This is a genomic window from Streptomyces pseudoechinosporeus (genome assembly GCF_054783935.1).
The window spans coordinates 43,503-65,907 of record NZ_BAAGPS010000030.1 but is presented as its reverse complement, the minus strand read 5'-3'; the positions used below and the strand labels follow the sequence as shown (position 1 = coordinate 65,907).

Sequence of the window (22,405 nt, the reverse complement as noted above, 5' to 3'; positions counted from 1 at the left end):
CGGCGGAGGCCGGCTGCGACCCGCGCCGCGCCCTCGCACTCCTCGGCCTCGGATGATCACGAAACGGGCGTCACGCGACTACGCCGAAGCCCTGCGGGCTGGCAGCGCGTGAGCTCGCCTCTCGGGTCGGCTGGCATGAAAGCAAGTGCAGCCGCACCATGAGCTGCAGTGTCCTGCGGCCTCTCGGTGCGGCTGGTCCACGCCTCGCAGAAGGGTTCAGACCATGACCCGCTACCTTGCCGGCCCCATATCGCGGGGGGCAGCAGTTTCGATGAGCTGCTGCAGGTCCAGGACGAGCATGAGTGAGTACCTGCCCAAGGAAGCGAGACGCCCAAAGATTTCTCGGGCCAGGGCTTCCTGGCGGGCAAGGTCGGAACCGAAATCCCGGATGGTGAAGAGCGATTCGTATCGCTCGAAAGGGATTCCGTAATCTTCTTCGTACTCGTGTGAGAGCTCCACTTCTACGGCAGCCTGTCCCAGGTTGGCGGCGTAGTCGATGTATTCGGAGTTGATGGGAGTGAGTTGGACACCGCAGGCGAAGGAGATGTCAGCCAACAACTGCTCCCGGGGGGTTCCGGGATGAATGAAGATGTAGTGGTATTGACTCATGTGACACCTCTAAGGCCAGCGGATGATGTAATCATCACCGATGATTCTGATGGATTTCATGCGGTCCGGCGGGTTGTTGCGAAGGAACTTGACCAATCCCTCCTGCGCGCCGCTCTCTCCGAGGCCGCTGCCTCGTGCATCGACCACGGCATTCTGCGCTTGCTTCTTTGCCGTGTTGAGAGTGTTCTTGACCGAGTTCGGCGAAGCGTCGGGTTGCAGGGTCTTGAATTCTGTGGGCACCCCGTCCACGAGTGAATCCGGCGTCTTCTGCCCCTCAGTCGTCGACTCCCTGAGTGCTTTCACGTTCTTGCCCTCCGATTGAAGGTGTTCAGCTATCCTCCGCTCCTTTGGGCTGAACGACTTCTCGGACTCATCGATAGAGCCACGCCCCTTTTGCGGCGAACCCTCCACTTTGCGTGGCTGAGACGAGTTCCCGCCCTCTCCGCCGCCTTGGGAGCCTTGCACCATGAGGGCGATGCCTGCCGTGCCCAGGGCGGCAGCCTGGGCCGCTTGTACGGTGGCCGCTCCCGCGAGGACGCCGCCTCCGGCAAGTGCGAGGCCGCCGGGCGGGAACAACATGATCAGGGCTGCGAGAGCCAGGATCGTGAGCGCGATGCCCGCATACAGTTCGAGGTTCTCCAGTGCGGCGAGGAGCATCGCCAGAGAGTCGGTGGCCTCGTCGTCGAGGGGGGTACCGCGGTAGTGGCTGATGAGCAGCAGGCTGATGGTGAGCGAGGCGCCGAGTGCGGTGACGACGCGTAGCCGCAGAACGGTTTGGGGTTCGGCCAAGGGTTGCTCGGCGGTGGTGCGCCATGCGCGCAGCAGGAGTACGAGCTGGAAGAGGGTCCAGGCCAGCGCGGCGATGCCGAACCACATCAGGAGGCGAGGGCCGTTGCCGGTGGTGAAGCGCTCCTGGAGGTCCTTGGTCGCGGTGAACGAGCCGAGGCCCAGAAAGATCAAGGACGGCAGCATCAACAGGAGAGAAATCAGCAGGAACGGCCAGCGGCGGCGCCAAGGGTGCCTGGAGCGGGCAGCCTTGAAGTGAGCGCGTATTCGGCCTGCGTTCCAGGCGCTCTCGTGGCTGGCGGCGTCCATGCGACCCGCGGTGTCCATGACCGCCTGGTGGAGGGCCTCGAGCCGTTCCGGGCGGGTGCGTCCGGCGGCGTAGAGGAGAGCTCTGCGCAGGCGGGCGAAGCGGAGCGCGATCAGTGCCGTCCAGGGCACGCACCACATGCCGAACCCTGTCAGTGCCGTCATGCCCGTGGCACCGGCTCGCTCGGCGTCCAGGAGCACTCCGGGCATGGCCTGCTTGCTGCGCCGCAGTTGGCGGTAGTCGACGGCCATGGCGATGACCAGGCAGATCAGTGGCGCGTAGCCCACCATGTCGTCGGCCGTCCCGAGCAGGGAGTCTGCCCAGTCGGACGGGTGACGGTCACGTTGTCCGTTGTAGTTGACCAGCGCGTGGTGGCCGATCGCGTAGGTGATGGGCAGGAGGCCCAACAGGCGGCGCCAGCTCTTACCTCGCATCAGCAGCCCGGCACCCAGCGCGCCGACGGCACCCCAGGCGAGGTGGAGGCTGGTGCCCAGACTGGCCTGGGTGAAGCTCAGGTCCAGACTGCCCAGCGAGGCCGGGAGCCATGTGGTCAACACCGTTGACCAGTCGGGGATATACGTGGCTCCACCCAGGCCGATGCCGCCGGAGAGCATCCATCCGCCGTCCGGCAGCGAGGTCGCTCGCTGGGCATCCAGGAGGTGGGAGAGCATCACCTCGAACAGTCCCAGTCCGGCGCCTGTCGCTGCTCCGAGGACGACGTAGTCGGCAAGACCCAACTGGTAGCGGATCTTGAGGCTCAGTCCGGCCAGCAACAGCGGGGCCAACTTGGCAAGTTCCTCGACGACCGGCACCAAGGTGTAGGCGCCCTGTCCCATCGCCTCGCGCAGTGGCTGTCCGGCGTGTGACACGGCGGCGTGGGCGTATCCGAGTTCAATGAGAGCGGCGACCACTCCGCTGCCGTACGCGCCGACCGCGACGGTCAGCAGCAGTGTCGACAGTCGTAGTGACCGCACCGGCGAGGCCAGCACCGCAAGCTGCAACACCCCGTACAAAGCAGCGGCAACCATGACTAACGACACACAAGCCCCCGCTGGTCAGGCGTAATCGACAGAACGCATGAGGTTAGGGGGATCAACAAGGCAGGAGCAAGAGCCCATCGGCCCGAGTTCACTCACGCCTAAAAAGTCGTCCAGCCACCGCTCAGTTCTGTCGCGCCCCTCGGTCTACATCTACGAAAGGCACCAACCCCCGTACAACAAACAGGAGCCAGAGCCATGACCGTGACCACGCCCCAGACCCAGACCATCGCCCAGTCCCCCTCCTCGACCCTGTCCCTCGCCACGCGCCCCGTATGGCTGGTCGGTGTCCTGGCCACCCTCACTGGTGCCGTCGTGACCGAGGTGTTCGCGCTGATCGCCCGCGGCGTCGGCGTACCGATGGACGCGGCCAGTCCCGGGGCCAAGGAGGCCGCGGAGATTCCGGTGGGCGGCTTTGCCGGAGGCGTGGTGTTCTGGTCGATCGCCGGGATCGTTCTCGCGGTGGTTCTCGCCCGCTGGGCCAAGCGGCCCGCCCGTACCTTCGTGGTGATCACCGTCGCACTCACCGCGCTTTCCATGGCTGGCCCGGCCGCCGCCCCGCACACTGCCACGTCCACCCAGATCGTCCTGGCCGTGTCCCACGTGGTCGCCGCCGCCGTGATCATTCCCGTACTGGCCCGGCGACTCGCCCAGCACCGCCGGTGACGAAGCGGGTACCCCCACCCACCCGTAGTCGCACCCTCGGTATCAGCCGAGGGTGCGACTACGGGTGGGTGGGGGTAGAGGCCCACATGGACGCGGTCAATCAGCGTCTCTGGAACTCTTGAGGATCCTGGGTCAGCGCGTGGCCCCGAGGGGTGGAAGCGGTGACGAGCACGGACTGATCCGGGCCGATCCTGGGGCAGAGCCCGCATGCGGCGTCACTGGCTGTGACGCATCGCCGGCATCTGGACTGTGTCCGACCCGCTCGGGCCGGACACACCCTGGGATTGCCGCCCCACCGGACGCTGGACCGGTCACCACGGCAGAACCGCAGCGCCGGTGGCGGGGACCGCGCGCATTTCGAGCACGCGGCGGGTACGTCAGGTACAACGACAGGCGGCTCATGAGGTTACGACCAGATCATCACTCAGCATCATCGAGCTTCCTGAAGCCAATTACCGCACTGTTGATCAGCCTTCGGCTGACCGGCGACCGGCCTTCAGGATCTGCTCGACGTTGAGGATGACTTCGGCGCCGACTTCCTCCGGCAGGGTGACGACCTCGCCGGGGGAGTGCGGGCGGTGGTTCTCGTACTCGTCCCCGGCGGGCTCGGTCAGCACGTGAAGGCGCTGGTGCTTGCGGTCGACGATCACGTAGACCGGGACCTTCGCGCTTGCGTAGGCCTTCACCTTGTCGCGCAGGTCGGTTCGGTAGTTACTGGAGGTGACCTCCAGGACCAGGCGGAAGCAGACGGGGTCGTAACAGTTGTTCTCGACGTAATGGTCCTGGAAGTCGGCGTCCACCAGAGAGAGATCGGGGATCGCGTAGTCCTCGGTACCGGTCGGCAGCCACAGGCCGATTCCCTGTACCACCCTCGACTCCGTCCCGTGGAGACCGGCGGTCAGGAAGGGCAACATGAGATCGGTCAGGGCTACGGCGTGCGGGCCGTCCGGTGGCGGGCTCACGAGGATCTGGCCTCCGATGATCTCGACGCGGTAGCCCGGATTGCGGTCCATGAGCCGGTTGGCCTCCGCGGTCAGAGGGCGGTGCTCATGGGGCCGCTCGACGGATGCTGCGGACATCACGTGCCTCCCGTGGGCTGGTGTCGAGAGCATCATCGTAGGCAGGCCGCAGACACTGCGTCCCGTTCCGGTCCCCAGCCCCGCCCCTTCCCGAAACTGGGGGCTGCGCCCCCAGGCCCCCCGCAAGGGGGTGGGGGTGACACGTCGTGTCGCGGCTGCGGGTGCGTCGTGGCTGGTCGCGCAGTTCCCCGCGCCCCTGAAGGGGCGCTCCCGGAGCCGCCCGCCCTCATGCTCACCAGCCACCACGTGCCCGCAGCCTGCCACCGGCGGGAGGGGCCGTGGGCCGGTGCGTCGTATGCCCGTCGCGTAGGTTCGGTCTCAGGAAACCCGCACCCTGTACCAGCAAAGGGCCGTACGCCCGGCCTGCGACGGGCTGACGCACCGGCCCACGGCCCCGCACCCACCCACCGGACCCCAAGGGGCGCGGGGAACGGCGCGACCAGCCACCCACAAACCCGCAGCTTACGAACAATCGGCGGAAGCAACCCGGACCAACAGCGCCCCCGGAGCCACCGGCAACACCACCCGCAGCGCCCCCGCCTCCCCATCCCACTCCGCCGTACCGGCCGACGCCGCCGGATGCAGGACGTCTACCAGCACGCCGTCGCGCCCAGCCAAGTGCGGCAAAGCCAACGCCCGTTCGGCGACCTCGCCACCCCGACGCCACACCGACAGATACGTCACCCCCGCCCCCGGCACCCGCACCCCCAACGCCACCCACTCATCCGTCCACCCCGGCAACCCGAGCGGCCAGAACGGCACCCCCGCCCGCAGATCACCCCGGATCGACTTGTACGTCGCCACAGCGTCCCGTACCAGCGACAGCTGCCCCGCCGACATCCGATCAAGATGCCCGGACAGATGAACCCGCCCCAGCAACGCCGTACCCAGCGTGAAGTTGATCTCGGCATCCGAGAACTCGGCCTGCGGATACGCCCACACCGCCCCCTGCTCCGGCGGCACAGCCGTCGGCGCCGCGGCAGCGATCGGGGGATAGCGGAGCGGATCCTGCTGGTCGGACGTGGACTGCACCTGAGCGACGGCCAGGGAAGCGCCGTCCATGCGCATGCCGCCGGACCCGCAGTTCTCGATCACCAGCGAGGGGTGGCGGTCCAGGACCGACGACAGCCAGGACAGCCATGCCCGCGTATGCGAGAGCAACCCCGGTACGGACGTGGTGATGTTGTAGTCCAGCTTCAGATAGCCCACACCCCACTCACCCACGATCCGGTCCACCGCCTCGTCGAGGTGGGCCCGAGCCGCCGGATGCGTCAGGTCCAGCTGGTGGCGGCCCTGTTCGGTGACCCGGATACCGCCCTCGTGGCGCAGGAAGGCGGCATCCGGCAGCTCGCGCGCGACGGTGCTGCGGACGCCCACGACCTCCGGCTCCAGCCACAGCCCCGGCACCATCCCGCGTGAGCGGATACGGTCGAGCACCGCCCCGAGCCCTCCGCCAGGGAAGCGCCCGGAGGACGGCAGCCAGGCGCCGACGCTGTCCCACCAGCCCGCCGCGTCGTCGTCGTACCAGCCGGTGTCGATACAGAAGTACTCCGCCCCGGCTGAGGCCGCCGCGTCGATCAGCGGCAGGAGCTTCTCGGTGGTCGGGTCGCCCATCAACGTGTTCATGTAGTCGTTGAAGATGACGGGGAGCCGTTCGTGGTCGGGGTGCGGGCGGCGGACGAGACGGCGGTACGTCGTCAGCGCGGCCAGCGCTCCGTCGAAGCAGGTGCCGAGGGCCAGCGCCGCCCACTCGCTGCCGAACTCCCCGCCCGGCTCCAGGACTTCACGCCAGCCGTGCTCGTCCGAGGTCGGCCCGCCGAGCGTCAGATACGTGTGCCCGCCGGCTTCCCCCGCCTCCCAGGACCAGCTCGCCGCGGACTCGATCTGCCACAGCCAACTGCGTTCGTCCGTACGGTGGTTGAGAGCGCCCATCGCCAGGTGTCCGTCGGTGGGCCAGCTGCCCCGCCCGGCGAGGCGCGCCGCGGCCCGGCTGTCGTGCTCGTGGACATCCCGGCCGATGTCGGGCACGGACGCCCTCAGCGGCTCGGCGTACCAACGGCATTCGGCGAGCCAGTCGTTGCGCGCGCGGAACACGAGCAGGTCGTCGGGGGAGGGCAGGGCGCCCAGCAGCAGACTGCTGACCGAGCGCACGGTCACCGGCGCGGAGCCGTCGTTGCGGAGCCGTACCCGGGAGCGCAGCACCGGCACCCCGTCGGGCGAGGCGTACTCGGCGATGACCACCAACTCGCTTGCCGGATCGTGGAGTTCGATGGTCAGGCGGTGCCAGCCGTCGTCGTACGTGGCGTCGTGCGCCCGGTACTTCAGCCGCGGCCCGAGCGCCGTCCCCGTGAACCGCGGCCCCGAGAACCCCGTGCCCTCACCGGCCAGCACCAGGTCGACCAGCGGCAACGCGGCACGGACCTCGGCATCCTCATTCTTCGGCTCCGGATCGCCCGGCCGCCCCACCCGGAGCAGCCGAGGCGAATCCCCGCCGACACCGGCGGCCCAAGCGGCCCCGCTGGGCCCGCCGGTCTCATCTGCCCCGCCGACCCCGCCGAAATCGAAGTCGACAGCGAGCTCCGAATGCCCCCAGCGATAGTGCCGTACGCCGTTGCCGTGGTCCTGCGTCACCCAATCCCCCCGCGATAGCCCTGATGACTCATGCCCTGATGCCGTGATCCCAAAGTCAACAAGTCAACCGTTACCCCTGCCACCGGGCCCCGAACTCTCCCGCACGATCAACTCCGGCTCCGCACAGGGCTCCTGCCCCGGAGCCGACGGATCCAGCAGACGATGCAGCAAGCCGAAGCACGTACGCCCGAGCCCCTCGAAGTCCAGCCGCACCGTGGTCAACGCCGGAGCGAGATACGCGGACGCGGGCGTGTCGTCGAAGCCCACGACACTCAGCTCGTCCGGCACCCGGCGCCCCGCCTCCCGCGCCGCCCGCAGCATCCCGAGCGCCAGGTCGTCGTTGCCGCACAGTACGGCGGTGGCGTCGGGGTGGCGTTCCAGCAGCGCCCGCGCCGCCAGGTGACCGGAGCGCGGCGTCCAGCCGCCCTCGACCGGCGCGGGGGCGTCAACTCCCGCTTCCTGCAAGGCGTCCAGCCAGCCCTCCGTCCGCTGTGCGGTGTGTGCCGTGGACGACGGGAGCGCGAGGCAGTGCACGGTCGGATGGCCGAGGCCGAGCAGATGGCGGGTGGCGCGGGTGGCGGCGAGGCGGTCGTCGAGCCATACGTGCCGGGGGTCCGGGTCGTCGCCCGGTGGCCGCTCGACCAGCGCCGTCACCGGTACGTCCGTGGGCAGCAGCTCCAGCGCCCGGACGCCCGCTGCGTCGAAGGCGATCACGATCACGGGCTCGCCCGGGCGTACCAGCCGGGCCCGCAACTCCTCGGCGTCCAGGGCCGCGTGCCGGTCGAGCACGCTGATCGAGACCGCGAACCCCGCCGTGCGCGCGGCCTCCTCGATGCCGCGCAGCGCCGCCGCGTTGCCGTACAGGGAGGTGTCGGAGGTGAGCACGGTCAGCGAGCGGACCGCCTTGCCGGCGAGTTCGCGCGCGGCCCGGTTGGGCCGGTAGCCGAGTTCGCCTATCGCGGTCTGCACCCGTCGGCGGGTGGCTTCGGCGACGCGTTCGTTGCCGTTGATGACGCGCGAGACGGTCTGGTGGGAGACGCCGGCCGCGCGGGCGACGTCCCGGATGGTCGGCTCCTGCAGGCTCCTCATGTGAGCGGTCACTCCGTGAATTCAATGCTGCAACAGGTGTTGACAGATGTTACCGGGGCGGGAGAATCATGCGCTGATGTGACCGTTCACACAAGAGTCCAGGAGCCGGTGAATGACTCAGAGAACGCGCACCAGACGAACACGCACCAGACGATGGACCACAGCGGTCCTCACGCTCGCACTGATGGGAGGGGCCATATCCGCGGCCCAGATGTCCACGGCCCAAGGAGCGGAACGCGCGGCGGCGGCCCGCCTCTCCGTCGACCTCGCCGCCTCCGAGGGGCCGGTGATGCGCGGCGCGAACGGCGCGCTGTACGGGCTCAGTGACGACGGCGTACCCAGCGATGCCGCACTGGAGCCCCTGAAGATCACCAGCATCTCGCAGAAGCCGGAGGGCGGTGCCCAGCACCCCAACGGCGACGCGATCACCGTCTCCAAGTCGTTCTTCCGCAACGGCGGCGGCGAGATCAACGTGATGATGCAGGACGTCTACGCCAAGTGGCCGTACGAGGACCTCGGCATCGACGACTACCTCCCCAAGGTCGACAAGATCGTCAAGGAGGTGTCGGCCGCCCCGAACAGCGACCGCTTCGTCTACATCCCGTTCAACGAGCCCGACCAGATCTGGTACAACCTCGGCGTCTCCGATCAGGCGACGTACGAGAAGAACCGCGACCGGTTCTTCCAGGACTGGAAGACGGTGTACCAGCGAATCCGCGCGATCGACCCCGACGCCAGGATCGCCGGCCCGAACGAAGCCGCGTACCACACCCGCCTGCTGACCGACTTCCTCACCTTCGCCAAGCGGGAGAACGTCCTGCCCCAGATCATGACCTGGCACGAGCTCGGCTCCGGCTCGCTGCGGGACTTCCAGGGGCACTACGACAACTACCGTTCGATCGAGCGCGGGCTGGGCATCGCACCACTGAAGATCAACATCGATGAGTACGCCAACCGCCGCGATCTGTCCGTGCCGGGGCAGCTCGTGCAGTGGGTGTCGATGTTCGAGCGGAACAAGGTGTACGCCAACCAGGCCTACTGGGACGCCGCCGGCAACATGGACGGCAATGTCGTGCGTACGAACATCCCCAACGGCGGCTGGTGGCTCTTCCGCTGGTACGCGGGCCTGACCGGCAACACCGTCAAGGTGACCCCGCCGCAGGCCAACACCATCGACACGCTCCAGGGCCTCGCCTCGTACGACAAGACCCGCCGGCAGGCGCAGGTGGTGCTCGGCGGCGCGGCGGGCGACGCGGACGTCGTCGTCAAGAGCGTCGACCGCAAGGTCTTCGGGTCCTCGGTCACCGCGACCGTGGCGGAGGCGGCCTGGTCCGGGTACGAGGGCGCGCACCCGGCGCCTCAGGTGCTCAAGCGCGTGAAGCTGAACGTGGCCTCCGACGGCACGGTCACCGTCCCGCTCACCGGCATGCGGAAGATGTCGGCGTACCGCGTCGTCCTCACCCCGGCCGGCTCCGGCACGCCCGCCACGCCGTCCGTCCCCTGGTCGGCGTCGTACGAGGCGGAGGACGCGGCGATCACCGGCGGGCAGGTCTACACCCAGGGCACGGTGTCCAACGCCAACGGGTACGCCGCCTCCGGCACCAAGGACGTCGGCTCGCTCAACACCGCGTCCAGCAAGGTGGACTTCACGGTCTCGGTGCCGCGCACGGGGACGTACGACCTGGGGATCCTGTACGGCAACCAGAGCGGGACGCCCGCCACGCAGAAGCTCCTGGTGGACGGCGCCGCCGCCACGACAGTGACGTACCCCTCGACGGAGAACTGGACGTACCGGGGCCTGAAGACGGTCCCCGTCTCCCTCACGGCGGGCAGCCACACGCTGACGCTGGCCAAGGACAGCACGGAGGTGACGCTGGACCGCGTCGACCTGACGGCGAGCACCACGCCTTTGGCGCAGTACGAGGCGACGCTCGCGGACGTGTCGGGCAAGCCGGCGTACGACTACGGGAGTTCGGCCGGCACCGGGACGGGAACCCTGCGGCTCGGCTCCGGCGACAAGGCGGTCTACGACGTGTACGCGCCGCGTGACGGCTACTACACGCTGACCTCGCGGGCCTCGGCGGCCGTGAAGCTGTCCCTGCACGGGCAGACGGTGACGGCACCGCCCGGCAAGGCGCTCCGGCTGTACCTGGTCGCGGGCAACAACCGTGTGACGGCGACCGGTTCGGGCGTCGGACTGCGCTCGCTGGACGTGTCGGGGGCGGGCTCGTCCTCGGGGACGCTCGCGTACGAGGGCGCCGACGCGACCCTGGCCGGGGGAGCACGGCTGGAGTCCTCGGCCTACGCCTCGGCGGGCTCGTACATCGGCTGGCTCGGCAACTCGGCCGCCAGTACGGCCCAGTTCAAGGTCGACGCACCCAAGGCGGGCCGCTACATGCTGGTCGTCTCGTACGCCAACAACGACCGCCGCGACAACGGCCACTCGTACAACACCGACATCGTGTCCCGCACGGCGGACATCACGGTCGGCGGCACGACCCGGAAGGTGACCTTCAAGAACACCTGGGGCTGGAACGACTACTGGACGCTCGGCGTCCCGGTCGATCTGACGAAGGGCATGAACACGGTCACGTTCGCCAACGCGTCGGCTTGGGCGCCGAACATCGACAAGGTGGAACTGTCGCCGGTACTGGGCTAGTTGGTGCGGTACCCGCGCCCCTAAGGAGGCCGCAGGCCTCTTAGGGGCGCGGGGAACTGCGCGACCAGCCACGATGCACCCGCAGCTTTAAACCGCCCCTTCCGCGGAGCGGTCGGCCCGCTCCACGCGTACCGCGCACGCCTTGAACTCCGGCATGCGGGAGGTCGGGTCGAGGGCCGGGTTGGTCAGTGTGTTGGCCCGGCCCTCGCCCGGCCAGTGGAAGGGCATGAAGACGGTGTCGGGGCGGATGGAGGTGGTGATCCGCGCGGGTGCGGTCGCGCGTCCGCGCCGGGAGACGACGGCCAGGGGGTCGCCCTCCTTGGCGCCGAGCCGCTCGGCGAGCCTCGGGTGCAGTTCCACGAAGGGGCCGGGGGCGGCGGCGTTCAGCTCGTCCACGCGACGCGTCTGGGCGCCGGACTGGTACTGGGCCACGACCCGCCCGGTGGTCAGCAGCACCGGGTACTCGGCGTCGGGCTCCTCGGCGAGCGGCCGATGGGTCACGGCGACGAACCGGGCACGGCCGTCGGGGGTGGCGAAACGGTCGAGGAAGAGGCGGGGGGTGCCGGGGTGGTCGCCCGACGCGGCGACGGCCGTGGCTTCGCCCGGCCGGGCGTCCGGCGCGGCGGCGGCCGGGGCCATTGGCTCGGCGTCGCCCGCAGGGTCGTCCGGCAGCACGTCGAGCGCGGAGTCCTCGCAGTCCTCCGAGCCCTCGGCGTTCTCCGCGGGGTCGGGTGCCGGGCACGGCCAGAAGACTCCGTTCTCCTCGATGAGCCGGCGGTACGTGATCCCTGAGTAGTCGGCGGGACCGCCCGCGCTCGCCCGGCGCAGCTCCTCGAAGATCTCCTCCGGGTCCGTGGGGAAGCCCTTCTCCACGCCCAGGCGGGCGGCCAGTTCGTGCATGACCTCCAGGTCGCTGCGTACGCCCTCTGGTGGAGTGATCGCCCGGCGGCGGAGCAGGACGCGGCCCTCCAGGTTCGTCAGCGTGCCCGTTTCCTCCGCCCACTGGGTGACGGGGAGGACCACGTCCGCCAGGGCCGCCGTCTCGGAGAGGACCACGTCCGCAACCGCCAGGAAGTCCAGCGACTTGATGCGGTCCTCGATGTGGGCGGCGCGCGGGGCCGACACCACGGGGTTCGAGGCCATCAGCAGCAGTGCGCGGATGTCCGTACCGAGGGCGTCAAGGAGCTCGTACGCGCTGCGGCCCGGGCCCGGCAGTGAGTCCGGGTCCACGCCCCAGACCTCGGCCACGTGGCGGCGGGCCGCGGGGTCGTCGAGCTTGCGGTAGCCGGGCAACTGGTCGGCCTTCTGGCCGTGTTCACGGCCGCCCTGCCCGTTGCCCTGCCCGGTCAGACAGCCGTAGCCGGACAGCGGACGCCCGGCGCGGCCCGTCGCCAGGCACAGGTTGATCCACGCGCCCACCGTGTCCGTACCCTTCGACTGCTGCTCGGGCCCGCGCGCGGTGAGCACCATCGCGGACTCCGGCTCGCAGAACAGCCGTACCGTCTCCCGGAGTTGGGGCACGGACACGCCCGTGATCCGCTCCACCAACTCCGGCCAGTGCGCCATCGCCGCGGCCCGCGCCTCCTCCCAGCCGCTCGTACGCTCCTGGATGTACGCCTCGTCCGTCCGCCCCTCCGCCACGACCAGGTGCAGCAGGCCGAGCGCCAGGGCGAGATCCGTACCGGGGCGGGGGGCGAGGTGCAGGTCCGCCTGCTCGGCGGTGCGGGTGCGGCGCGGGTCGATGACGATCAGCTTGCCGCCGTTCGCCTTGAGCTCGGTGAGATAGCGCAGCGCGGGCGGCATCGTCTCGGCGAGGTTCGAGCCTACGAGGATGACGCAGCCGGTCTTCGGGATGTCCTCCAGCGGGAACGGCAGCCCCCGGTCCAGGCCGAAGGCCTTGATCCCGCCGGCCGCCGCGGACGACATGCAGAAGCGTCCGTTGTAGTCGATCTGCGAGGTGCCGAGCACGACGCGGGCGAACTTCCCGAGCGTGTACGCCTTCTCGTTGGTCAGCCCGCCGCCGCCGAAGACCCCGCACGCGTCCGGGCCATGCTCCGTACGCGTGCGGGACAGCGCGTCGGCGATCCGGCCGAGCGCTTCTTCCCAGGTGGCGGGCTCCAGGACACCGTCGTTCCGGACGAGCGGGGACGTCAGGCGGATGTTCGATGCCAGCACCGCGGGCGCGGTACGGCCCTTGCCGCACAGCGCGCCGCGGTTCACCGGGAAGTCCGGCCGCTCGACCACCGCGACGCCCCCGTCCTGCTCGGGCGTGAGATTCATTCCGCACTGCAGGGCGCAGTACGGGCAGTGGGTGGGCGTCACGGAGGTCTGCATACCGTCCAGCGTGCGTCGGACGTGTTACGCACCGCAACGCGTCCCGTTACACGGCAGGCACGGGGACCTCCCCGCGGGGGCTCCGGCGGCGTGAGGGGCCGGAAGCGCCGCGCGTGAGGTTCCTGTCGTCTTCCTGTACGGAAGCTGTCGATGTGCTGTCAGTCCAGTCATGTGACTGGTTTTGCCAGTGACGCGGACCACATTGAACGTTAAAGCTATGGGGGCCGCTACCGCGCACAGGCGGGGCGGCGCTGCACCTCCGCACGGTGTTCGACATTTCGACGCAAAGTAAGCGTTCAGTCGCCCGAGGCATCTTTTCCCCACACAGCCAGGAGGTCTGTGAAGCATGCCCCTGAGCCATCTGTCCCCCCAAGACAGGGCCCTGTTCTGGCAGTTCGGCCAAGGTCCAGCAGTCCCTGTCCCCGACCCCCTCGTCCACCACGCCGTCGAACGGCGGGCCGCCACCACGCCGGGCGCCGTCGCCGCCGAGCACCAGGGCGCGACGATCACATATGGCGAGCTGAACCGGCGTGCCGACCGGCTCGCGGCCAGACTCGTACGGGAGGGCGTACGGCCCGGCGATCACGTCGGCCTCTTCGTACGCCGCTCCATCCCGATGCTCGTCGGGCTGCTCGGCACGCTGAAGGCCGGTGCCGCGTACGTCCCGCAGGACATCGGCCTCACCCCCACCGCCCAGTTACGGCACGTCATCCGTACCGCCGGAACGCGGGTCGTCCTCACTCAGTCGGAGCACACGCTGCGGGTGCCTCTGCCTGAATCCGGACACCGGCTGATCACGCTGGACGACGATGACCTTCCCCTGGAAGGGCCGCTCCGGCTCGAGCGGCCCGTACGCCCCGACGACGGGTGCTACGTCCTGTTCACCTCCGGCACGACCGGCAAGCCCAACGGCGTGAAGGTCACCCACCGCAACGTCGCGAACATCCTCCTCACCGAGCCCGGCGACCTCGGCATCCGTCCCGGCGACCGGGTCGCCCAGCTCCTCAACATCGCCTTCGACATGGCCGCCTGGGAGATCCTCGGCTGCCTCGCCCACGGCGGCACGCTCGTCGTCCGCGGCAAGGACGTCGCGGCGGCGGCCCGTACGGCCGACGTGCTGATCGCGACGCCGACGGTGCTGTCCGGCATCGACCCGGCGGGCTGCCCCCATGTCCGGACGGTGGCGGTCGCGGGGGAGCCGTGCCCGCGACCGCTCGCGGACGCCTGGGCCCGGCGGTCCGCGTTCCACAACTCCTGCGGGCCCACGGAGACGACGATCGTCAACACGATGCGCCGCCACTCCGTGGACGACCCGCTGCTCACGATCGGCCGCCCCACCCCCAACAACACGGTGTACGTCCTCGACGAGCACCGGCGTGCGCTGCCCATCGGGGAGGTCGGCGAGATGTGGGCCGGCGGCGACTGTGTCTCGGCGGGCTACCTGAACAACGAGGCGCTGAACGCCGAGCGGTACGCCCCCGACCTCTTCCTCGGCGGCGGACGCCGGATGTTCCGTACCCGCGACCTCGGCCGCTGGACGCCCGACGGCGAACTCGAGCACCTCGGCCGTACCGACGACCAGGTCAAGGTCCGCGGCTTCCGTGTCGAACTCGACTCCGTCTCCTCGGTGCTGGAGTCGGTGGCGGGCTGCTCCCGCGCCGTCACGCTCAAGCGGGACGCCCGCAGCCTGGTCTCCTTCGTCTGCCCGGCAGACGTCGACCCGGACACGGCCCGGCGCGCGGTGGCCGACGCGCTGCCGTACTACTGCGTGCCGGCCACGGTCCTCCCGGTGGCCGCGCTGCCGGAGACGGACCGGGGCAAGGTCGACCGGTCGGCGCTGCTGCGGCTGGCGGCGGAGCGGGAGGCCGAGCGGGAGGCCGTGCAGGCGGCGACGGTTCGGGGCGAGGGGGCACCCCGGCTGCCTGTGTCGGCGGTGCGAGAGGGGGCGGCCTGATGACGTCGTCCGTTGAGACCTCGTCCGCTGAGACGTCGTCCGCTCCCGCAGACATCGCCGAACTCCCTCCACTCACCTCCGCACCCCGTCGCCTCCTCAAGCACCCCCGCCTGATGCACTACAACCGCCTGGCGGCCCTGGTGCTGTTCGCCAACCTCGCCTTTTTGGCGGCGAGTTGGACCCCGAGCGCCGAAACCATCGGCTACGCGTCCCTCGCGAACCTCGCGCTCGCCGTGGTCGTACGCCAGCAGTACGTCATCAACCTCTTCTTCCGGCTGGCGACCTGGGCGCCGACGAGCTGGCCGTTGAAGGTGCGGTGGACGCTCGGGAAGGTGTACCACTTCGGCGGACTGCACGTGGGCGGGGCGCTGGCGGGAGCGGTGTGGTTCCTCGCGGGGGCGGTCGTGGTGACCGTCGACGGCGCCAACGCGCCGCTCATCACGGTGAGTTGGGTACTTGTCGCACTGCTCGTCGGCATCGTCGCCACCGCCCTGCCGCCCTTCCGCTCCCGCTTCCACGACCACTTCGAGAAGATCCACCGCTTCGGCGGCTGGGCGGCGCTCGCACTGTTCTGGACGCACACGCTGCTGGGCGCCCAGGGCCCGGCCGCCTTCGGGGTGCTGGCCGTGGTCACCTTCAGCGTCGCCCTGCCCTGGCTGCGGCTGCGCAAGGTGAACGTACGGATCGAACGGCCGTCCTCGCACGTCGCGTTGGCCCGTTTCGACCACGGTGTGACCCCCTTCGCGGGCTCCTCCACCGCCATCAGCCGCAGCCCGCTCAAGGAGTGGCACTCCTTCGCCAACGTGCCCTCACCCGGCCTGCCCGGCTTCCGGCTGACCATCTCCCGCGCGGGCGACTGGACGGGCTCGTTCATCGACGACGCGCCGCCGAAGGTCTGGGTCAAGGGCATCACCACGGCCGGGGTCGCCAATATCGAGACCCTGTTCAGCAAGGTGATCTACGTCGCCACCGGCAGCGGTATCGGTCCCTGCCTGCCGCATCTGCTGGCCGCCGAGGTGCCCTCACGGCTCGTGTGGGCGACGCGCGATCCCCGCAGGACCTATGGCGACGAACTGGTCGACGAGATCCTCGCCGTCCAGCCGCACGCACTGGTCTGGGACACCTCGCAGCACGGCAAACCGGACATGGTGCGGCTCGCGTACACCGCGTACCGCGACTTCGGTGCCGAAGCCGTCATCTGCATCTCCAACAAGAAGCTGACCTGGCAGGTCGTGCACGGTCTCGAGCGGCGCGGGATTCCCGCGTACGGCGCGATCTGGGACTCGTAACCGACCATCCGGAGAAGGAGAGAGGGAGAGTCGATGAACACCCTCAAGATCGAACGCCATGACCGCGTCGTCACCGTACGACTCCACCGGCCCCACGTCCTGAACGCCCTCAGCAGCGAGCTGCTGGCCGAACTCCTCGACGCACTACGCCCGTTGGACCGTGACCCGGACGTCGGCTGCTTCGTCGTCACCGGTTCGGAGAAGGTCTTCGCGGCCGGTGCCGACATCAAGGAGATGGCCGGGAAGTCGGCCGTGGACATGGCCGCGGAGGACTACTTCGCGGCCTGGGAGGAGTTCGCCGGATTCCGTACGCCGAAGATCGCGGCCGTCAACGGCTATGCGCTGGGCGGCGGTTGCGAACTCGCGATGATGTGCGACCTGATCATCGCGGGCGAGTCGGCGGTATTCGGCCAGCCGGAGATCAAGCTCGGCGTGATCCCCGGTATCGGCGGCACCCAGCGGCTGACCCGCCTGGTCGGCCGCGCCAAGGCCCTGGACCTGATCCTCACGGGCCGCACGATGGACGCCCGCGAGGCGGAGACCTCGGGCCTCGTGTCGCGGGTCGTACCCGACGACCGCGTCCTCCCCGAGGCGACGGAAGCTGCCGAAGCCATCGCCTCCTACGGCCGCCCCGCCGTCACGGCGGCCCGTGAGTCGGTCGACCGCGCCCTGGAAACCGGCCTGCGCGACGGGCTCCTCTTCGAGCGGCGCGTGTTCCACGCTCTGTTCGCGACGGAGGATCAGAGGGAGGGGATGAGCGCGTTCCTGGAGAAGAGGGCGCCTGTTTTCAAGGGGCGCTGACAACGGCTGCGGACGGTTGAGCGTGGGCGGCGGGCGGGTTCTCCCGCTCCGCCGCCCCTGCTCTCACCGGAGAGTCCACGGGGCAGGGAACGTTCCCGGCCCTCCGGACGTTCTAGGCAGTGGTTGTAGTTGAAGTTTGCGAACGTGTGAGCGCCCGCGGAGTTCTGACAGCGGGCGCTTTGCCGTTTCGGGGGTTTTCTTCGACGGCGGACGACCAGCAGCCCGGGATCGCGCGAGCGCGCGCATTCCGCACTACTCGTCATCTCGACATCTCGAAGGAGACATCACATGGCTCAAGGAACCGTGAAGTGGTTCAACCCGGACAAGGGTTTCGGCTTCATCGCCCCAGATGACGGCGGCGCCGACCTCTTCGTTCACCACTCGGCGATCGACACGGGTGGTTTCCGCTCCCTGGAGGAGAACCAGCGGGTGGAGTTCACCGCCAGCCAGGGCCCCAAGGGAATGCAGGCCGACCAGGTTCGCGCGCTCTGAGGACACCCTCGCCGAAGCAGGCCCGCACGTGCGGGCCTGCCTCGCGCTGTTTCCATACGGGCTTCCCGCGTCCGGCACCCTGCCCCCGCGCCGGCGGAATCGGCCCGTCCATCCCGAAAGGAAAACCGTGACCACTGAAATCATCAACCGGGGCACAGATCCGGCGGCCCAGCACGCCGAGATGACAAAACCCCCGCCCAGCAGCCGGGGCAGTGACTACGCCGCGCTGTCCCGCGAGGTGAAGCAGCGTGGGCTGCTGAAGCGGCGCCCGGGCTACTACTCCGTCAAGATCGGGGCGAACCTGCTTCTGCTGGCCGCCGGTTGGACCGCGTTCGCCCTGATCGGATCGTCGTGGTGGCAGCTGCTGACCGCCGCCTTCCTCGCGGTGATGTTCACCCAGACCGGGTTCATCGGGCACGATGCCGGCCATCACCAGATCTCCGGCTCCAAGCGCGTCAACAACCTGCTGGGCCGCGTGCACGCCGACCTGCTGATCGGTCTCAGCTACGGCTGGTGGATCTCCAAGCACAACCGGCACCACTCCCACCCCAACCACGTCGACCGCGACCCGGACATCGCCGACGGCGCGATCGCCTTCACCGAGGACCAGGCCCGCGTCCGCAGCGGAGCGTACGCCTGGCTGGGCCGCCACCAGGCCTGGCTGTTCTTCCCGATGCTGCTCCTGGAAGGACTCGCCCTGCACGTCGCCGGGGTAAAGGCGATGCTCGACCGCAGCGGTACCCGTGACTCGCGGACGACCAAGATCGCCGAGGCGGGCCTGCTGACGGCGCACCTCGTCGGCTATCTCACCGCCGTGTTCTGGGTGCTGCCTCCCCTGCAGGCCGTGTGCTTCATCGCCGTGCACCAAGGGCTGTTCGGGCTGTACATGGGGTGCGCGTTCGCCCCCAACCACAAGGGCATGCCCATGTTCGCCAAGGACGACAAGATCGACTTCCTGCGCCGGCAGGTACTGACCTCACGCAACATCCGCGGCCGATGGCTCACCGACCTCGCGCTCGGCGGGCTGAACTACCAGATCGAACACCACCTGTTCCCCTCCATGCCGCGGCCCAGCCTGCGCCATGCCCAAGAACTCGTGCGCACGTTCTGTGCCCGGCACGACATCGCCTACCACGAGACCGGACTCATCGACTCCTACGCCCAAGTGCTGCGGCACCTCCACTCGGTCGGTGGCCCTCTGCGCCCCGAGCTGGAGTACTGATCACGACCTCGTCGTCGCCAGTGCCCGTGACACCCCCGGTTCCTTAGGCCCCAGGAACCGAGGATCGGGCTCGAACAGCGCCTCCGTTGCCGCCTTGCTCGCCGCGAAGAGCTCCCGGACGGTGCCGTAGTACCAGGTCGCGTTCTTCCGGTCGCCTTGTGCCGGGACGCCGTACGACGTGACGCCCGCCTCCTGGCACAGGGCGACCGCTCGGCGGATGTGGAAGCCCTGGCTGATGAGTACGGCCTCGTCGACGCCGAAGATCTTCTTGGCGCGGACGCAGGAGTCCCAGGTGTCGAAGCCGGCGTAGTCGCTGACGATGCGGCGGTCCGGGACGCCGCGTTCGGTGAGGTAGGTGCGCATGGTGTCCGGTTCGTCGTAGTCCTCGCGGCTGTTGTCGCCGGTGACCAGGACGACCTCGATACGGCCCGAGCGGTACAGCTCGGCCGCCGCGTCCAGGCGGTGGGCGAGGTACGGGGAGGGCTCCTCGCCGCGCAGTCCGGCTCCGAAGACCATCGCCACCTCGGTCCGCGGCACGTCCCGTGTGGTCCGCAGCCGGTCGTCCGCCGCCAGGAACAGCCACGTCGAGGGGAGCAGTGCCAGGACGCACCCGAGCATCACCGCCTGTACGGCCCGCCGCTGCCCGGTACGGGTGCGCGGCAGCCGCGGTCTCAGCAGGGGGAGGAGGCGCAGCAGCCGCGGTCGAAGCAGCCGCAGCCGACCCAGCTTCAGGTGGCGCATCCGGTATCCTCCCAGGTCAGTGGCCTCGTTGAAGGGAACGCGGGGAAGGGTGATCCGGTTCCCCTCCGGCTCCCGGACCACCTCACGACCTCCCGCCCCTCGCCGTGAACCCCCGGAAAACACCCGTCATTCCCGCGCAACGGGGCGGCAACGTCGTACCGTCACCATCAGTTCATGACGGCGTCGAACCCTCCTCGCGACGAGTCCACCACGCGCCCCGGTGGCCAGCACCTCCGGAGCGCTCACCTCGACAGTACGGCGCAACTCATGAACCGGATCACCAGCCAGCTCGGCAGTCAGCTCAGCCTTGTCTCGCCCGATGGGACGCGGCGCAGTGCGCCACCCGCGCTCGTCCTCGTGGGCCACGGCAGCCGTGACCCCCGGGCCCTGAGCACCATCCGTGCCCTCATCGAGAAGGTCCGCGAGCTGCGCCCCTCACTGCCCGTGCACCTTGGCCACATCGAGCTGAACGAGCCCCTGCTGCCCGACACGCTCGCCTCCCTCGGCACCGGTGACGCGGTCCTCGTACCGCTGCTGCTCAGCCGCGGCTACCACGTCAAGCAGGACATCCCCGAAGCGGCGGCCGAGGCACAGGCACGCACGCGCGTGGCCGCACCGCTCGGCCCGCACCCGCTGCTCGTGGAGACGCTGTACGAGCGGCTCGTCGAAGCCGGCTGGCGTGCGCCCCAGGGCGACGCGGAGCGCCGCGCGAGCGGGGTCGTGCTGGCCGCCGCCGGTTCCAGGGACCCCGACGCGGCCGTCGACACCCGCCGCACCGCGGGGCTCCTCGCCGAGCGACTCGGCGTCCCGGTCGTACCCGCGTACGCCTCCGCCGCCGCACCCACCGTCCCGCACGCCGTACGAGCACTCGCCGCCCGAGGCCGCCACCGCATCGCCGTAGCCTCGTACTTCACCGCCCCCGGCCGCTTCTCCACCGAGTGCGCCGAAGCGGCCCCCTGGATAGCCGCAGCCCCGCTGGGCGCCCACCCGGCGATGGCCCACCTGGTCCTGCACCGCTACGACCAGGCCGTCGCCGCCCCCGCAGCCGCCCCGGAGCGCCGACTGGCCTCGGCCTGAGGGTCTGCTACGGGCCGCCGCGGCACCCGTACTGGCGTCAGCCTGAATACTCCGGGCGACAGGAGCGCCCCTATAGGGGCGCGGGGCTGTGACAATGTGCGGCTCCGCCGCGTGGGCGCGACAAGCCACGTACGACCCGCACTCGCAAGCGATCAGAACCCGGCAGATGAGTAGGCGCCCCGCGCCCGGCAGCGCCCATTTGTCACTGCCGACGCTTAATGTCGAGACATGGAAGGCACCGCACCCGCCCAGCCGTACGAGAACCACCTCCCACCCTCCGGCTACGACCCGACGTCAGTCGACCGCTGGGCCGCCGAGCCCGACAAGCGCCCCGGCCGCACCGCCTTCCAGCGCGACCGCGCCCGCGTGCTGCACTCCGCCGCACTGCGCCGCCTCGCGGGCAAGACCCAGGTGGTCACGCCCGGCACCCTCCCCCACTCTCGGCTTCGCTCGAGCGGGGGGCCCCCCACCGAGGCCTGGGACGCCAGCCCCCGTACGCGACTGACCCACTCCCTGGAGTGCGCCCAGGTCGGCCGCGAGCTGGGCGCCGCCCTCGGCTGCGACCCGGACCTCGTCGAGGCGGCCTGCCTCTCGCACGACCTGGGCCACCCGCCCTTCGGGCACAACGGCGAACAGGCCCTGAACGAGTTCGCGCAGGACTGCGGCGGCTTCGAGGGCAACGCCCAGTCACTGCGACTGCTGACGCGCATCGAGCCCAAGCGCTTCGTAAGAACCCCAGACACAGGCGACCTCGTCAGCGTCGGCCTCAATCTCACCCGCGCGGCCCTCGACGCCGCCACCAAGTACCCCTGGCCGCGCGGCGCCCACCCCACCGACCCCGCCTCACCCAAGTTCGGGGTCTACGACGACGACCGGCCGGTCTTCGACTGGGTCCGCAAGGGCGCCCCCGACCACCGCACCTGCTTCGAGGCCCAGGTCATGGACTGGTCCGACGACGTGGCGTACTCCGTGCACGACGTCGAGGACGGACTGCACGCGGGCCATATCGACCCCGGCTGCCTGTACGCGAAGCCCGAGCGGCAGTCGGTCTTCGCGGTGGCGATCGGCCGGTACGTGCCCGCCGACACCGACCCCGCCGAGCTCGCCGAGGCCCTCGACCGACTCCTCGCCCAGGAGTGGTGGCCGCACGGCTACGACGGATCGGCCGTCGCGCAGGCCCGCCTGAAGGACGCCACGAGCCAGCTCATCGGCCGCTTCTGCCTGGCCGCGGAGGGCGCCACCCGGGCGACGTACGGCACGGGACGGCTCACGCGGTACGCCGCCGAGCTGGTCGTACCGAGGAGCGCCCGCCTGGAGTGCGCGGTCCTCAAGGCGGTCGCCGACCGGTATGTCATGCAACGCGCCGAGCAGGAGCGACTGCGCGCCGACCAGCGGATCGTGGTCGCCGAACTGGCCGAGGCGCTCACGGCCCGCGCGCCCGAAGGCCTGGACCCGCAGTTCCGCGCCCTGTTCGACGAGGCTCCGGACGACAGAGCCCGAAAACGAGTGCTCATCGACCAGATCGCCTCCCTGACGGACACCACGGCTCGCTCGCTGCACCTGCGGCTGACGGCCGGCTGAGGGGCAGACGGGCATACGAACGTGACCCTGAGTGGCCTGATCGGGCCACTC

The 22,405-nt window shown here is 69.9% G+C and carries 16 protein-coding genes; 9 read left to right on the top strand and 7 right to left on the bottom strand.

All coding sequences use genetic code 11. The features are described 5' to 3' along the window. Positions 1 to 231: 231 nt before the first annotated feature. Together ACYVO6_RS29275 and ACYVO6_RS29270 are read right to left on the bottom strand one after the other, a co-directional pair. The gene (locus ACYVO6_RS29275; protein ID WP_461066330.1) at positions 232 to 609 is read right to left on the bottom strand and encodes a hypothetical protein; all 378 of its coding nucleotides are present in this window, start codon (positions 607 to 609) and stop codon (positions 232 to 234) included. Between the two features lie 9 nt (positions 610 to 618). Continuing rightward, entirely contained in the window at positions 619 to 2,706 is a 2,088-nt protein-coding gene (locus ACYVO6_RS29270) for a CdiA C-terminal domain-containing protein (RefSeq protein ID WP_461066328.1), read from the bottom strand. A 231-nt stretch (positions 2,707 to 2,937) separates the two neighbouring features. Here ACYVO6_RS29270 and ACYVO6_RS29265 point away from each other — a divergent pair, with 231 nt between their 5' ends. Next, positions 2,938 to 3,405 (top strand): DUF6069 family protein, encoded by a 468-nt coding sequence (locus tag ACYVO6_RS29265; protein WP_461066326.1) that lies wholly within the window; start codon positions 2,938 to 2,940, stop codon positions 3,403 to 3,405. A 467-nt stretch (positions 3,406 to 3,872) separates the two neighbouring features. On the opposite strand, the gene ACYVO6_RS29260 is transcribed toward ACYVO6_RS29265, so the two are convergent. From ACYVO6_RS29260 to ACYVO6_RS29250, 3 genes are all read right to left on the bottom strand, one after another. Next, positions 3,873 to 4,484 carry a Uma2 family endonuclease gene (locus tag ACYVO6_RS29260; RefSeq protein WP_461066324.1) on the bottom strand — a complete coding sequence of 204 codons (612 nt, stop codon included), beginning with the start codon at positions 4,482 to 4,484 and terminating at the stop codon, positions 3,873 to 3,875. 462 nt (positions 4,485 to 4,946) lie between these two features. Next, positions 4,947 to 7,115, bottom strand: coding sequence for an alpha-galactosidase (locus ACYVO6_RS29255; RefSeq protein WP_461066322.1), 2,169 nt, complete (start codon positions 7,113 to 7,115; stop codon positions 4,947 to 4,949). Positions 7,116 to 7,178: 63 nt separating this feature from the next. Further along, entirely contained in the window at positions 7,179 to 8,204 is a 1,026-nt protein-coding gene (locus ACYVO6_RS29250) for a LacI family DNA-binding transcriptional regulator (RefSeq protein WP_461066320.1), read from the bottom strand. A 184-nt stretch (positions 8,205 to 8,388) separates the two neighbouring features. Between ACYVO6_RS29250 and ACYVO6_RS29245 the strand changes: the two genes are divergently transcribed. Next, entirely contained in the window at positions 8,389 to 10,863 is a 2,475-nt protein-coding gene (locus ACYVO6_RS29245) for a CBM35 domain-containing protein (protein WP_461066318.1), read from the top strand. Positions 10,864 to 10,950: 87 nt separating this feature from the next. Here the strand turns inward: ACYVO6_RS29245 and ACYVO6_RS29240 are convergent, their stop codons facing one another. After that, complete coding sequence (locus ACYVO6_RS29240; RefSeq protein WP_461066316.1) at positions 10,951 to 13,197, bottom strand: molybdopterin oxidoreductase family protein; 2,247 nt, start codon at positions 13,195 to 13,197, stop codon at positions 10,951 to 10,953. Positions 13,198 to 13,543: 346 nt separating this feature from the next. Between ACYVO6_RS29240 and ACYVO6_RS29235 the strand changes: the two genes are divergently transcribed. From ACYVO6_RS29235 to ACYVO6_RS29215, 5 genes are all read left to right on the top strand, one after another. Further along, a complete protein-coding gene (locus ACYVO6_RS29235; protein ID WP_461066314.1) occupies positions 13,544 to 15,151 on the top strand; it encodes an amino acid adenylation domain-containing protein in 1,608 nt (535 codons plus the stop codon). Continuing rightward, positions 15,151 to 16,440, top strand: coding sequence for a ferredoxin reductase domain-containing protein (locus tag ACYVO6_RS29230; RefSeq protein WP_461066312.1), 1,290 nt, complete (start codon positions 15,151 to 15,153; stop codon positions 16,438 to 16,440). Before ACYVO6_RS29235 ends, ACYVO6_RS29230 begins: the two co-directional genes overlap by 1 nt. A 33-nt stretch (positions 16,441 to 16,473) precedes the next feature. Continuing rightward, positions 16,474 to 17,241 (top strand): enoyl-CoA hydratase-related protein, encoded by a 768-nt coding sequence (locus tag ACYVO6_RS29225; RefSeq protein WP_461066310.1) that lies wholly within the window; start codon positions 16,474 to 16,476, stop codon positions 17,239 to 17,241. A gap of 288 nt (positions 17,242 to 17,529) precedes the next feature. Beyond that, positions 17,530 to 17,733, top strand: coding sequence for a cold-shock protein (locus ACYVO6_RS29220; RefSeq protein WP_033320910.1), 204 nt, complete (start codon positions 17,530 to 17,532; stop codon positions 17,731 to 17,733). A 181-nt stretch (positions 17,734 to 17,914) separates the two neighbouring features. Next, entirely contained in the window at positions 17,915 to 18,955 is a 1,041-nt protein-coding gene (locus ACYVO6_RS29215) for a fatty acid desaturase family protein (protein WP_461066482.1), read from the top strand. On the opposite strand, the gene ACYVO6_RS29210 is transcribed toward ACYVO6_RS29215, so the two are convergent. Then, positions 18,956 to 19,696, bottom strand: coding sequence for a SanA/YdcF family protein (locus ACYVO6_RS29210; RefSeq protein ID WP_461066308.1), 741 nt, complete (start codon positions 19,694 to 19,696; stop codon positions 18,956 to 18,958). It lies immediately after the preceding gene. Between the two features lie 174 nt (positions 19,697 to 19,870). Here ACYVO6_RS29210 and ACYVO6_RS29205 point away from each other — a divergent pair, with 174 nt between their 5' ends. Together ACYVO6_RS29205 and ACYVO6_RS29200 are read left to right on the top strand one after the other, a co-directional pair. Further along, the gene (locus tag ACYVO6_RS29205) at positions 19,871 to 20,773 is read left to right on the top strand and encodes a sirohydrochlorin chelatase (RefSeq protein ID WP_461066306.1); all 903 of its coding nucleotides are present in this window, start codon (positions 19,871 to 19,873) and stop codon (positions 20,771 to 20,773) included. Between the two features lie 228 nt (positions 20,774 to 21,001). After that, entirely contained in the window at positions 21,002 to 22,354 is a 1,353-nt protein-coding gene (locus tag ACYVO6_RS29200) for a deoxyguanosinetriphosphate triphosphohydrolase (RefSeq protein WP_461066304.1), read from the top strand. The last annotated feature ends 51 nt before the right edge of the window (positions 22,355 to 22,405 follow it).